This window comes from Streptomyces sp. NPDC127108 (genome assembly GCF_042677545.1).
Lineage (GTDB): Bacteria > Actinomycetota > Actinomycetes > Streptomycetales > Streptomycetaceae > Streptomyces.
The window spans coordinates 93,567-106,239 of the sequence record NZ_JBHXTE010000037.1; the positions used below are offsets into that span (position 1 = coordinate 93,567).

At 73.0% G+C, this 12,673-nt stretch carries 11 protein-coding genes; 9 read left to right on the top strand and 2 right to left on the bottom strand.

All coding sequences use genetic code 11. From position 1 onward, the window contains the following. Positions 1–7: 7 nt before the first annotated feature. Entirely contained in the window at positions 8–997 is a 990-nt protein-coding gene (locus ACFVHO_RS28330) for a GlxA family transcriptional regulator (RefSeq protein ID WP_385720411.1), read from the bottom strand. A gap of 182 nt (positions 998–1,179) precedes the next feature. On the opposite strand from ACFVHO_RS28330, the gene ACFVHO_RS28335 reads away from it, so the two are divergent. The 7 genes from ACFVHO_RS28335 (at position 1,180) to ACFVHO_RS28365 (ending at position 9,460) form a co-directional block, all read left to right on the top strand. Then, positions 1,180–2,418, top strand: a complete 1,239-nt coding sequence (locus ACFVHO_RS28335) for an MFS transporter (RefSeq protein WP_385720414.1) — start codon at positions 1,180–1,182, stop codon at positions 2,416–2,418. 131 nt (positions 2,419–2,549) lie between these two features. After that, on the top strand, positions 2,550–3,332 hold the full coding sequence (locus ACFVHO_RS28340) for a thioesterase family protein (RefSeq protein ID WP_385720416.1): 783 nt from the start codon (positions 2,550–2,552) through the stop codon (positions 3,330–3,332). Positions 3,333–3,441: 109 nt separating this feature from the next. After that, the gene (locus ACFVHO_RS28345) at positions 3,442–4,413 is read left to right on the top strand and encodes an immunity 49 family protein (protein WP_385720420.1); all 972 of its coding nucleotides are present in this window, start codon (positions 3,442–3,444) and stop codon (positions 4,411–4,413) included. A gap of 130 nt (positions 4,414–4,543) precedes the next feature. Then, entirely contained in the window at positions 4,544–6,073 is a 1,530-nt protein-coding gene (locus ACFVHO_RS28350; RefSeq protein WP_385720423.1) for an alpha/beta fold hydrolase, read from the top strand. A gap of 46 nt (positions 6,074–6,119) precedes the next feature. After that, the gene (locus tag ACFVHO_RS28355) at positions 6,120–6,818 is read left to right on the top strand and encodes a response regulator transcription factor (RefSeq protein WP_385720426.1); all 699 of its coding nucleotides are present in this window, start codon (positions 6,120–6,122) and stop codon (positions 6,816–6,818) included. Next, positions 6,818–8,176, top strand: a complete 1,359-nt coding sequence (locus ACFVHO_RS28360; protein ID WP_385720457.1) for an ATP-binding protein — start codon at positions 6,818–6,820, stop codon at positions 8,174–8,176. The genes ACFVHO_RS28355 and ACFVHO_RS28360 overlap by 1 nt, the downstream gene beginning before the upstream one ends. Positions 8,177–8,218: 42 nt before the next feature. Then, positions 8,219–9,460 carry a glycosyltransferase gene (locus tag ACFVHO_RS28365; protein WP_385720429.1) on the top strand — a complete coding sequence of 414 codons (1,242 nt, stop codon included), beginning with the start codon at positions 8,219–8,221 and terminating at the stop codon, positions 9,458–9,460. Between the two features lie 31 nt (positions 9,461–9,491). On the opposite strand, the gene ACFVHO_RS28370 is transcribed toward ACFVHO_RS28365, so the two are convergent. Continuing rightward, on the bottom strand, positions 9,492–10,172 hold the full coding sequence (locus tag ACFVHO_RS28370) for a M15 family metallopeptidase (RefSeq protein ID WP_385720432.1): 681 nt from the start codon (positions 10,170–10,172) through the stop codon (positions 9,492–9,494). A gap of 196 nt (positions 10,173–10,368) precedes the next feature. On the opposite strand from ACFVHO_RS28370, the gene ACFVHO_RS28375 reads away from it, so the two are divergent. Together ACFVHO_RS28375 and ACFVHO_RS28380 are read left to right on the top strand one after the other, a co-directional pair. Further along, a complete protein-coding gene (locus ACFVHO_RS28375; RefSeq protein WP_385720436.1) occupies positions 10,369–11,418 on the top strand; it encodes an aldo/keto reductase in 1,050 nt (349 codons plus the stop codon). Between the two features lie 133 nt (positions 11,419–11,551). Continuing rightward, positions 11,552–12,583: a YncE family protein gene (locus tag ACFVHO_RS28380; RefSeq protein ID WP_385720439.1), complete on the top strand. Its 1,032-nt coding sequence runs from the start codon at positions 11,552–11,554 to the stop codon at positions 12,581–12,583. Positions 12,584–12,673: the final 90 nt, after the last annotated feature.

Genomic DNA, 12,673 nt, shown 5'->3' on the forward strand with positions numbered 1-12,673 from the left:
ACCTGGCTCACCCGGCCTTGTCCGCCCGGAAGGCGCGCCGGTAGGCCGCGGGTGTGGTGCGCAGCGCCTCGTGGAAGCGGCGGCGCAGATTGACGGCCGAGGAGAGGCCGACCCGGTGCGCGATGGTCTCCACGGGCAGGTCGGTCTCCTCCAGGAGCGCCCGGGTGGCGGCGATCCGCCGGTCGAGCAGCCAGCGTCCTGGGCTGATGCCCAACTGCTCGGTGAAGCGCCGGGTCAGCGTGCGGGTCGAGACCTGCGAGCGGACCGCCATGTCGGCGACGCTGACCGGCTGGTCGAGGCGCCCGGCCAGCCACTCGAGGAGCGGCGCCAGCGAGTCGGCGACCGGCCCGGAGGTGGGCAGTTCGGCGTACTGCAGCTGGCAGCCCTCGCGGTGCGGCGGCATCACCATCTGCCGGGCGACCCGCATCGCGTACGCGGAGCCCTGGTCGGCGCTCACCAGATGCAGGCAGAGGTCCACCCCGGCCGCCGATCCCGCACTGGTGGCGACGTCGCCGTGGTCCACGTACAGCACCGCGGGATCGACCTGGACGCGCGGGAACCGGGCGGCCAGCTCGGCCGCCCTGGCCCAGTGGGTGGCGGCCCGCCGGCCGTCGAGCAGTCCGGCTGCGGCGAGTACGAAGGCGCCCGAGCAGATGCCGACGATCCGTGCGCCGCGTCGGTGCGCCCGGCCGATCGCCGTGAGCACCGCCGACGGCACCTCGGCGTCGGCCGGTCGCTGCCAGCCGGGGACCAGCACGGTGTCCGCGCGCTCCAACGCGTCCAGGCCCGCCGTGACCAGCAGGTCGTACCCGGCCTGGGTGCGCACCGGTCCGGGGTGCTCGGTGCAGACCTCGAACGCGTAGCGGGCGGGGACCGCCGGGCCGTGGTCGCCGAACACCTCGGTCGCGCAAGCCAGCGTGAAGGTCGACTGCGGGGGCTGGAGCAGGGCCACGACCCGGTGCGGCTCCGGGGACTTCGGCAGCGGGCGGGGCGTCATGGCGCGAAAGTACCCCATCGTGTCAGTCAGGACACTGGGGCGGATGATTGGTCCAGTCCAGCATCTCACCTGTGACCAGCAGACAGACGAGAAATCAGACGCGAGATCAAGCGCGGAACCAGACACGGAACCAGACACGGATCCAGCAGCGGACTCCGACCGGCCGCGCCGAGCAACCCCCGTTGTGGAACCGGCGCTTCACCCTCTACTTCACCGCCCGCGCGGTCTCACTGCTCGGCGACGCGATGATGCCGGTGGCCGCCGCGCTCGCGGTCGGCCCGCTGTACGGGATCTCCGGGGTGGGCCTCGTCCTCGGCGTCTGGACCGGGACGTTCGTCTGCCTGGTCCTGTTCGGCGGGGTGTTCGCCGACCGGTTCGGGGCGCGCCGGATGATGGTCGGCGCGGACGTCGTCCGGGTGCTCACGCAGGGAGTGCTTGCCGCCGCGTTCTTCGCCGGCGCGCCGCCGTTCTGGCTGCTCGTGTCCATGGCGGCGGTGGCGGGTGCGGCCGTGGCGATGTTCCTGCCGGGTGTGAACGGGATGGTCCCGCTGGTCGCCCGCGAACCGCAGCGGGCCAACGCCACGCTCAAGGTGGCCGACGCGCTCGCGCATCTGGTCGGCCCGGCCCTGGCGGGGCTCCTGATCACGCTGACCAGCGCCGGGACCGTGTACGCCATCGACGCGGGGACCTTCCTGATCAGCGCCTTGTGCCTGGGGCTGATCCGGCTCGCCCCGGCTGCGGCGCACGCGGGTACCCCGGCCGACGCCGACTCCGGCGCGCGCGCGAGCAGTTCACTCCGGCGCGACCTGCGTCAGGGCTGGCAGGAGTTCCGCGCCCGCACCTGGATGTGGGCGGTGATCCTGATCTGGATGGTCTACGGCGTCCTTGTCTTCGGCCCGCTGGTACCGCTGAGTTCGGCCCTGGTCGGCGCCCGGCTCGGCCCCGACGCCTACGGCCTTGCGATCTCCTTCCTCGGCGCCGGCACGGTCCTCGGCGGCCTCCTCGCCCTGCGGCTGCGCCCGGCCCGGCCGCTCGCCGCCGGGGCGGCGGCCATGGCGCTGTACACCGTGCTGCCGCTGTGCGTGGCGCTGAGCGCCGACCTGCCGGTGCTCCTGACGGGGCACGTCCTCGGCGGCGGCGCCCTGGCGTTCTGGTCGGTGATGTGGGCGACCAGCGTGCAGACCCACACCCCGCAGGCCGTGCTCAACCGGGTTTCCGCCTATGAGCTGGCCGGATCGGTGTCCGGGATCTCGCTCGGCCAGATCGTCGCGGGCCCGGCCACCGCGCTGGCCTCCCCGGGGCGGCTGCTGCTGGTGTCGGCGGGGGCCTGCCTGGCGGGCTGCGCGGCCCTGTTCGCGATCCCGGCGATCCGCACCCTGAGCCGCGCCGCCCCCGCGCCCGAAGATGCCGGAACGCGCTGACCTCCCTCGCCCCGACCAGCGTGTTCTTCGTCCAACACGGGCCCGCGCACCGCTCGGCACCCACGCCCTGGCACTCTTTTGTACCCTGCACGCTTCTGCCCCCGATCCGCACAGCCGAGAGGTCAGCACCGTTGAACACCGGCAGCTACTACGAGCCCGTCGACACGCACCGCTACAAGCCCACCGCCCACGCCGGTGGCGCCTGGCACAGGGACGAACAGCACTTCAGCCCGCTCGGCGGCCTCATCGTCCACGCCATCGACCGCCACCTGGCCGACCGTCCGGACAACGGACTCCTGCTGTCCCGGATCAGCTTCGACATCCTCGGACGCCTCGCCCTCGACGAGTGCGAGATCCGCGTCGAGACCCTCCGGCCCGGCCGCACCATCGAACTCGTCGAGGCCGTCGTGCTCATCGGCGACCGCCCCGTGGTCCGGGCCCGGGCCTGGCTGCTCGCCCCCACCGACACCACCGCCGTCGAGGGCGGCGCCACCGGCCGGCTCACCCTTCCCGACGCACTCACGCCCTGGGAGATGGGCTCCGTGTGGCCCGGCGGATACATCGCCTCGGTGGACGTCCGCCCCCTGGCGCCCCCGCAGCCGGGACGCACCACCGCCTGGATCTCCACCGACCTCGACCTCGTCGCCGGACAGACCATCAGCCCGCTCGCGTCCTACCTCGCGCTCGTCGACACCGCCAACGGCATCGCCGTACGCCAGCCGCCCACCGCCTGGATGTACCCCAACGTCGACCTCACCGTCCACCTCCACCGCCGCCCCGAGGGCCGCTGGACCGGCCTCGACACCACCGTCACCTTCGGCCCCACCGGGCAGGGCATCACCAGCACCGTCCTGCACGACCTCGACGGACCGGTCGGCACCGCACAGCAGATGCTCACCGTCCGCCCCCTGTAGGGCTGTTCAGGAGCGGGGACCGGTCCCCGTCGGCGGACCGAGGGCGATGTCAGAGCCCGCTGGTAGCGTGCCGCGTCCGAGCTGAAGATCATGGGAGAGGACGGAAGCCGTGCGGGACGTGACATGCCACGAGGTCGGGGAGGCGCATCTCTCCCGGGCTCTCGACGACATCACCGGGCGCACCCGGGAGCGGTGGCGCTGGATGCGGTACGACGATCCGGCGCCCAGGAAGATGCGCGAGACGGGGGAAGAACTCCTCGATCACGTCGCGGCCCGCACCGTGGCGGGCGGCGCGCTCGACGAGACCGCGCGTACGGCGCTGCGGACCGCCGCCGAGTGTTTCCTGGGGGAGTTGAGCGTCGGCTGCTTCCCCGGCGGTGACCAGGAGGTCGTTCTTCCGCTCATCGGCGAGGAACTCAGCAGCGACGACATCGGGTTCGACGACGTCGTCGCGTACGGCAGCGGGACCGGGCAGGCCCCCTCGGCCCGGACGTGGCTCGACACCTTCGCCGTGTGCGTGGTCAGCGGCCTCGTGTGGGACTGGCAGCGGGTGATCGGGCTGCTGTTGAGGAACGACTACGCGCCCGCGATCCGTGACGGGGTGCCGTACTCGACGCTGCCTTCGAGGTCGGATCCCGCGGACCTCGCCGCGATGGGCGCGCTGTGCGGCTATCTGACCCGGTCGCAGGGACACCTCCCGCGCGACTGGCCCACGGTGCCGCTGTGCAAGCCGGACGCCGACGAGCGCGCCGAGGCCGCCCGGCAGTTGGATGGAGCCGGGCCGCTCGCACCGGACCACCGACTCCTGCGCGTCCTTCTCGCCGACGACCGGGACGCCTTCGAAGAGGCCCTGGTGGCCCGGCTCGACGAGCACCGGGAGAGCGTCGGCGCCGACCCCGCCCCCAGGACCCTGCTGCCCCTCGGCCCCCTGGCGCTGGCCGCCCTCGCGGTCCAGGCACACGGGTGGGAGCCGCGCGTGCGGTCCGGATACCTGCCGGGCGAGCTCGTGGGTTCCCCGGAGGCCCTGCGGCAGGCGGCGGACACCGCTACGAACAACCTCGGGAAGTGGGCCGCGAAGTAATCCCTGCGGGCGCGTGGCCGGATGCCCCACGTGCTCGTACCACCCGCGCGTTCTTACCTGTTCTTGTCATTGCTTTGCCGTCCCTCTGAAGTGGCCCGGCCACATTGGTGCCCACAGGAGAGGAGCAACGATGACCTACCAGAACGCGGTGCGGCGGACGGTGCTGGCTGTGAGCATGATGGCGGTGCTCGCCACGGCGACACCCGCGGCGGTGGCCACGCCGACGACCGAGCGGGGCAGCGGTCCCACGTGGTGCCCCACCGTGGACGACCACCGGGTGGACTGCGGGCAGATCACCCGCCCCCTCGTGGCCGGGAAGCCGAAGCTCGGCACGGTCGACGTGAGCTACGCCGTCGTACGGCACCGGGGTCCCGGCGCCGCCAAGGGGACCGTGGCCGTGAACCCGGGCGGACCCGGCGAGGTCGCCGTCGACCGGGCCCCCGAATTCGCGACGGGCCTCAACGCCGTCCTCAAGGACCACGACGTCCTGCTCGTCGACCCGCGCGGCACCGGCAGATCCGAGCGGATCCCGTGCGGGGTGACCGACGTCGAGTACCGCTACGGCTCGCGACAGCAGCAGCGCGACGCCGTCACCCGCTGCGCCCGCAACCTCGGCCCCAAGGCCGCGGGTTACACGACGGCTGCCACCGCCGACGACATCGACGCGATCCGGGCACGGCTCGGCGCGAAGAAGCTCACGCTGTACGGGCTGTCCTACGGCACCTATCTGATGCCGGTGTACGCGAGCCGGCACCCCGAGCGCGTGCGGTCCATCGTGCTGTCGGGGGCCTACCCCCTCGGGTTCGACCCGCTCGTCCGCCCCAGCGCGGGGGCCGTGTCGCTGGCCCTGCGACGGATCTGCGACCGCTCCGTGCCGGTGGCCTGCGACGGCAGGAAGGCCGTACGGGACCTGCGCACCACGGCGGCGCGGCTGCGGGAACGGCCCATGGACGTACCGTTCAAGGCGGCCGGAGCCAAGCGCCACCTGCGCTTCACCGAGGGCCAACTCGCCAATCTGCTCTTCGAGGCCGCCAGCAGCGGAGCGGGCGCGGTACCGGGCGAGCCGTCGCTGCTCGGCAGCGTGCCGCACGCCCTGGACCGCTTCGTCCACGACGACCCCGCGCCACTGCGGCGCCTGATCAAGGAGCAGGCGTCGTCGGTCGGCAAGGAGGACCAGGCGCCGTACGTGGCGGTGGTCTGCAACGACTACCGCAAGGCGTGGTCCACGCGGGCGTCGCGGACCGAGCGGTGGCGCCAGTACCGCGCGGCGCTCGCGGCCACCGAGCCCGGCGAGTACGGGGCGTTCAGCGCCAAGGGGTTCACCGAGGGCCCGACGGACGGCGGTGACGTGTGCATCGGCTGGCCCCGGAAGAACACCGCGAGCCCGCAGCCCACGCAGCCCGAGATGCCCGACGTGCCGGTCCTGGTGATCTCCGGCGACCTCGACGCCAACACCCCCGACGCGAACGGCCGGGCCGCCGCGCGGCAGTTCACGAACAGCGAGTTCCACTCGGTCCGCAACGTGGGGCACGTGCCCGACCTCGAACAGAGCGGCTGCGTCACAGGAGTCACCGGCCGCTTCATCCGGACCGGCACCCCCGGCGACACCTCCTGCCTGAAGAGCCTCCCGCCGATCGCCGTCGCCCCCGTGCGCCGCTGACGGGGCCACCGCCGTGACCACGTCCACCACCAGCGAAGATGTCCCCATGACGAACGCTGTCGAGTCCCACCGCACCGTGCTGGTCGTCGAGGACGACCCGGGGGTGCGCAGCACCCTGGAGCAACTGCTCCGATTCGAGGGCTACCACGTCCTCGTGGCCGCCGACGGGTTCGGCGCCCTGAGCGTGCTGGAGGAGCGGCGTCCCGACCTCGCGATGGTGGACGTGGTCATGCCGGGCCTGGACGGCCTGGAACTGTGCCGGATGCTCCGCAGGCGCGGCGAGCGCCTGCCCGTCCTCGTGCTCACCGCCCGCCACCAGATCGGCGACCGCGTCGCGGGCCTGGACGCCGGGGCCGACGACTACCTGGCCAAGCCCTTCGCCACCGAGGAACTCCTCGCCCGCATACGCGCCTTGCTGCGCCGCACCGACCCGCCCGCCGACGCCGGGCTCCTGCGGGTCGCCGACCTCACCCTCGACCCCACCGCCCGCCGCGCCGAGCGCGGACCGCTGTCGCTGGACCTCACCAAGACCGAGTTCGACGTACTGGAACTGCTCCTTCGACACCAGGGAGCCGTTCTCACCCGCACCCAGATCTACGAGCGCATCTGGGGCTACGACCTCGACGCCTCCTCCCGCTCCCTCGACGTGTACATCGGCTACCTGCGCCGCAAGACCGAACAGGGCGGCGGCCAGCGCCTGATCCACACCGTGCGCAACGTCGGTTACACCATCAGGCCCGCGTGATGCTGCGCACCAAGATCACCGTGCTGGTCGTCGCGGCCGCCGCCCTCGCCATCGCCGTCACCGCCTTCGCCTCCTTCCGCAACGTGAGCGACGTCGTCGGCGACGAACTCGAACGCGGCCTGGAAGACCGCACCGACACGGTCGTCACCCTGCTCACCGCCGACCGCACCCCGCCGACACGGGCCGACATGATCGAGCAGGTCCTGTCCCCGAAGGGCGCCGTGCGGCCGTTGGCACCGGGGCGGACGGCGCTGCCCGTCTCGGCCGCGGACCGCCGCGTGGCCCGCACGGGCAAGGGCACGAGCCGTCAGGACGTGATGGTCTCCGGCACCGAGTACGGGATCCTCACCCGGCCCCTGCCCGACGGCGGCGCGGTCATGGTCGGCCAGAGCTACCGCGACGCCGTACGCCTCGAACGCGACTTCATGTGGCGCATCTCCTGGACCACGGCAGCGGCCACCGGCCTCTCGGCCCTGCTCGGCTGGCTCGCCGTCGGCCGGATCCTGCGCCCGGTGCGCCGACTGGTCCATGCGACCCGGCGCATCACCGGCACCCAGGACCTCTCCACGCCGCTGCCCCCGGCAGGCAAGGACGAGATCGGCCAGCTCACCACCAGCTTCGACACCATGCTGAGCGCGCTGCGCCGTTCCCGTGCCCAGCAGCAGGAGCTGGTCCACAACGCCAGCCACGAACTGCGCACGCCCCTCACCTCGGTGCGGGGCAGCGCCGAACTCCTGCAACGGGCCCGGGGCCGACTCGACCCCGAGGACGAGGAGAAGATCCTCGCGACCCTGGTCACCGAGGCGGTCGCCCTCGACGACCTCGTCCGTGAACTCGTCGAACTGGCCACCGACCGCTACACCGAGGACGAGCCCACGAGCGTCGACCTGCCCACCCTCGCCGAGGACAGCGCGCGCCGCCACAGCCGGCGCACCGGACGCACCATCACCGTCACGACCACCCGGCCCACCCCGGTGCGCGCCCGCACCCGCGCCCTCCAGCGCTGCGTCGACAACCTCCTGAACAACGCCGTCAAGTTCAGCCCTCCGCACACCCCCATCACCCTCCACGTCGACGGCTGCCGGCTGTCCGTGCGCGACCAGGGCCCCGGCATCCCGCCCGACGAGCGACAGGCCGTCTTCGACCGCTTCCACCGGGGGCCCGGCACCCAGGCCACGCCCGGATCCGGGCTCGGTCTGGCGATCGTCCACGATCTCGTCGAGGCGGAGAACGGAACCGTCTTCGCCACCGAAGCGGCGGGAGGCGGGGCGGAGGTCGGCTTCCGGCTGCCTCCGGAGAGCGGCTCGCGGCTGCCCCTGGGAGCCGGGGGAGAGGACGCCTCACGGACACCCGGGTGAGGCACCCTGACCGGGGCCGGGTGTCTCTGACATCCTGCCGTCGTGCGCGTACTGATCGTGACAGCAGGGAGCTGGGGCGATGTCGCCCCGTTCATCGGCCTCGGCGTGTCGCTGCGCGCCGCGGGCCACGAGGCCGTCCTCGCCACGCATGAGCGCTTCGAGCAGGCGGTGAAGGACCACGCGCTCGGCTTCAGGGCCCTGCCCGTCGACCCCCGGCAGGAACTGGCCTCCCAAGGTGGCCAGGGCCTGGCCAGGGCGGCCAGCCCGCCCGCGGAGATGGCACGCATCATGCGGATGGCGCGGGCGTTCATGCCCCGGCTGACGGTCGGCGTCGCGGACGCCGTACGAGAGGGCGCGGACGTCGTCCTCAGCTCCACCGTCACCGACCCCATGTGCGCGGCGCTCGGCGAGGCGCTGCGGCTGCCGAGCATCGGGGCGTACCTCCAGCCGATCGAGCCCACCGGTGCCTTCCCGCCGATGATCACCGGCGCCCGCTCGTTCGGATCCCATGGCAACCGTCTGGCCGCCCGCGCCCTGTGGGCCGGTACGGACCGGATGTTCGCCCCCGCCGTCGGCGCGCTGCGCCGCGAACTCGGGCTGCCGCGCCGGAGGTTCGGCGGTCCGCTGGGCCTGCCTCGCGGGCGCACGGTCCTGCACGGCTTCAGCCCGACGGTCGTGCCCCGCCCGGCGGACTGGCCCGCGGGCCACGAGGTGTGCGGCTACTGGTGGCCGCACACCCCGACCGACTGGCGGCCCGAGGCCCGCCTCGCGGACTTCCTCGACGCGGGCCCGCCACCGGTCTTCGCGGGCTTCGGCAGCTTCGTCACCGCCGACGCCGAGCGGCTGAGCACCCTGCTCGCCGAGGCCATGCGCCGCGCGAAGGTACGCGGGATCATCCAGGCCGGGTGGAGCGGTCTGCACGCCGAGAGCGACGACCTGATCACCGTGCAGGACGTCCCGCACGCCTGGCTGTTCCCCCGGACCGCCGCCGTGATCCACCACGCGGGCGCGGGCACGACGGCGGCGGGACTGCGCGCCGGGACACCGGCCGTCCCCGTCCCGGTGCAGCTCGACCAGCACTTCTGGGCCGCCCGCCTGCACACCCTGGGCGTGGCGCCCCGCCCGCTGAGCTACCGGCGCCTGACGGTGCGGCGCCTCGCCGACGCGATCACGGCCGCCGTGCACGACTCGGGCCTGCGGGCCCGTGCGCGTGACCTCGCCGCCGCCCTCGCGCGGGAGGACGGCAGTCGGCAGGTCCTCGCGGCGCTCGACCGGCTCGCCTAGCGCCGGGGCTGTCCGCTCACCGGGCTCGCGGCTACCTCTGCTCCGGCGACCCCGCGGCACCGGACAGGTCCCGCGGCCCGTAGTAGGCGTGCTCGGCGCCCGTGGCCAGGGCCCAGTAGCGGTCGCCGAGCGACCAGTGCCACCACTCGGTGGGGTAGTTCACCAGGCCCGCGGCGGTCAGCGCGGTGCCGAGGATCCTGCGGTTCTCGCGGGCCTCGGCGCTGATGTTGTCGGCCTCCGTGTAGCAGGCGCCCGCGCTCTCCTCCGGGGAGGCGTTCATCGGGGTGCCCAGGTCCCGTTCGCGCCCGTCGGCGTCGGCCAGCGTCAGGTCCACGGCGGCGCCCGCGCTGTGCGGCGCGATGGTGGGCGGGGAGACGTAGCGGCTCGCCGCCGCGTGGATCCGCTCGTCCGGCCACTCCGGGTGGAGCGCCCGCAGCTCGTCGGCGTACTCCTCGAAGTACGAACGTTGCAACGACAGCGGGCGGTAGCCCTCGACGAACATCAGCCGCAGCCCGTCGGGCAGCAGCGTCTGGGCCTCGAGAAGCCGGTCGACGACGCCCTCGCGGAGGTACGCGAAGGCGTTCTCCGGGTCCTTGAGGCGGTCGTCGACCAGCAGGGCGGCCTGGCCCCGCACGTCCACCAGCGGCTCACCGCATTCCTGCACGGGGGTCGAGGTGACCTTCGGGTCGGACATCAGGATGATCTCGCTCATGGCGAGATCATCTCCTGCCGTGCGGGCACCCGGGGACGGCGGCCCCGGCTCTCTGACGTACCGTCACCCACGCAAGCGGGCACTTGCCCTGGAGCGCACTCCACCTCGTAGAGTCACGGCACTCACGAGGACCACTGGGACCACGAGGGCCGACAGGGCCACGCGGGCCGAGCGGACGACGGCCAAGGAGAGTCGCATGCGCCACCGCGTTCTGGGCGGTACCGGGATCCAGGTCAGCCCCTACTGCCTCGGCACGATGATGTTCGGGTCCGTCGGCAACACCGACCACGACGACTGCGCCCGGATCATCCACGCCGCGCTGGACGAGGGCATCAACTTCGTCGACACCGCCGACATGTACTCGGCCGGGGAGTCGGAGACGATCGTCGGCAAGGCGCTCAAGGGCCGCCGGGACGACGTGGTCCTCGCGACGAAGGTCCACTTCCCGATGGGGGAGGGGCCCAACCAGGGCGGCAACTCCCGGCGTTGGATCGTCCGCGAGGTGGAGAACAGCCTGCGGCGCCTCGGCACGGACTGGATCGACCTGTACCAGGTGCACCGTCCGGACCACACGACCGACATCGAGGAGACGCTCTCCGTCCTCACCGACCTGGTGCGCCAGGGCAAGATCAGGGCGTTCGGCTGCTCGACGTTCCCCGCGGACGACATCGTCGAGGCGTACCACATCGCCGACCGCCGCGGGCTCCAGCGGTTCCGCACCGAGCAGCCGCCCTACTCGCTCCTCGCCCGGGGGATCGAGAAGCAGGTCCTGCCGGTGGCGCGCCGCCTCGGCATGGGGGTGCTGACCTGGAGCCCGCTGGCCTCGGGCTTCCTGACCGGCCGCTACCGCAAGGGGCAGGCGCTCGACCTGAGCAGCGGACGCCCCACCCTGAACCCCGACCGCTTCGACCCCACGGCGCCGCGCACCGCCGCGAAGCTGGACGCCGTCGAGCAGCTCGTGGCGGTGGCCGACGCAGTGGGCTGCACCCTGCCGGAGTTGGCGATCGCCTTCCCGCTCGCGCATCCCGCCGTCACGTCGGTGATCATCGGCCCGCGCACGATGGAGCACCTGCGCGGCACGCTCAAGGGCGCATCCGTGGCCCTGGACGACGCCGCCCTCGACCGGATCGACGCGATCGTGCCGCCCGGAACCGACATCTATCCTCCGGACGGCGCGTGGACACTCCCGTCGCTCACCACGCCTTCGCTGCGGCGGCGGGCGGCCGGGGACAGGGCCGCGGCCTAGGGGTGCCGACGGGTACTGAGGGTGCCGGACCACGTCGGGGTTCGGGGCGAAGGATCAGGCCGAGGGAACAGGTTGAGAGAGCAGCCCGAGAGAGCAGGCTGACAGAACAGGTCGAGTGATCGGGGTGAGGACCGTGGTGACGCGTCGTACGGTGATCAAGGCCGCGGGGGCCGGGACGTTGGCGAGCGGACTGGCCGCGTCCGCCGCGCCCGCCGCGAGCGCCTCGCGGGCGCGGGACGCCGACGTCCTGGTGGTCGTGGAGAAGAGCAGCCACGCGGTGAGCTTCTACGACGTGGCGTCGGGGCGGCGCCTGCGGAGCGTCCCACTGCCCGGCTACCCGCATGAGATGGTCGTCGACTCCCGCAGACGCTTCGCCTACGTCGGGCACTACGGCGTCCGCATGGCCGCCACCGTCGGCGAGGGCGGCGCCGCCGTCCTCGTGGTCGACCTGGCCGAGCGGACCCTGGCCCGGACCATCGACACCCGGCCGTTCAACCGCGTCCACGGCATGGGCATCGACCGCCACGACCGGCTGTACGCCCTGAGCGAGGAGAAGGCTGTCCTGCTCGGCTTCGACGCCCCGGCCACCGACACGGCCCCGACCCGGGCGGTGCCCACGCACGGCGTGAAGACCCACCTCTTCTCGCTCAGCCGCGACGGCGAACGCGCCTACGTGACCGGCCTGTTGTCGCACACGGTCAGCCTCGTACGCCCCCACGACGCCGCGGCCCCGCCGCTCCTGGTGACCCCCGGCCAACTGCCCGAGAGCAGCTGCCTGAGCCGGGACGAGAAGACCCTGTTCGTCGGCGCGCGCAAGAGCGGATCGATCGTCGCGGTGGACGCGCGCACCATGAAGGTGCGCGACAGCCGCACGGTGGGCGGCGACCCCCTGCGGGTCTACACCGTCGACGACGAAAGACTGTTGGCGACGGACATCGCCGCCAACACCCTCACCGTCCTCAGCACCGACCTGCGCCCGATCCGCTCCCTCCAGCTCGACGGAACCCCGGCCGCCGTGTCGTTCCACCCCGGCAAGCCGCTCGCGTACGTCTCCCAGCTGGGCAACAACCGCATCGCCGTCGTCGACCTGGACCGGCTCACCGTCGTCGGCGGCTTCGCCACCCAACTGGAACCGGACTCCTCGGTGCTGCTGCCCGCGACCTAGGGCCTGTCCGGCGGATCTTCGCGGGCCCGCGACGCCTGGCACGCACTCTCGCCGCACGCCCGAATCACCCAAGTACGTCCAGTACGAGGG

Coding starts and splice junctions, on each gene's coding strand:
- ACFVHO_RS28330 (WP_385720411.1), bottom strand. CDS start 997: ATGACGCCCCGCCCGCTGCCGAAGTCCCCGGAGCCGCACCGGGTCGTG.
- ACFVHO_RS28350 (WP_385720423.1), top strand. CDS start 4,544: ATGACCTACCAGAACGCGGTGCGGCGGACGGTGCTGGCTGTGAGCATG.
- ACFVHO_RS28355 (WP_385720426.1), top strand. CDS start 6,120: ATGACGAACGCTGTCGAGTCCCACCGCACCGTGCTGGTCGTCGAGGAC.
- ACFVHO_RS28360 (WP_385720457.1), top strand. CDS start 6,818: ATGCTGCGCACCAAGATCACCGTGCTGGTCGTCGCGGCCGCCGCCCTC.
- ACFVHO_RS28370 (WP_385720432.1), bottom strand. CDS start 10,172: ATGAGCGAGATCATCCTGATGTCCGACCCGAAGGTCACCTCGACCCCC.
- ACFVHO_RS28375 (WP_385720436.1), top strand. CDS start 10,369: ATGCGCCACCGCGTTCTGGGCGGTACCGGGATCCAGGTCAGCCCCTAC.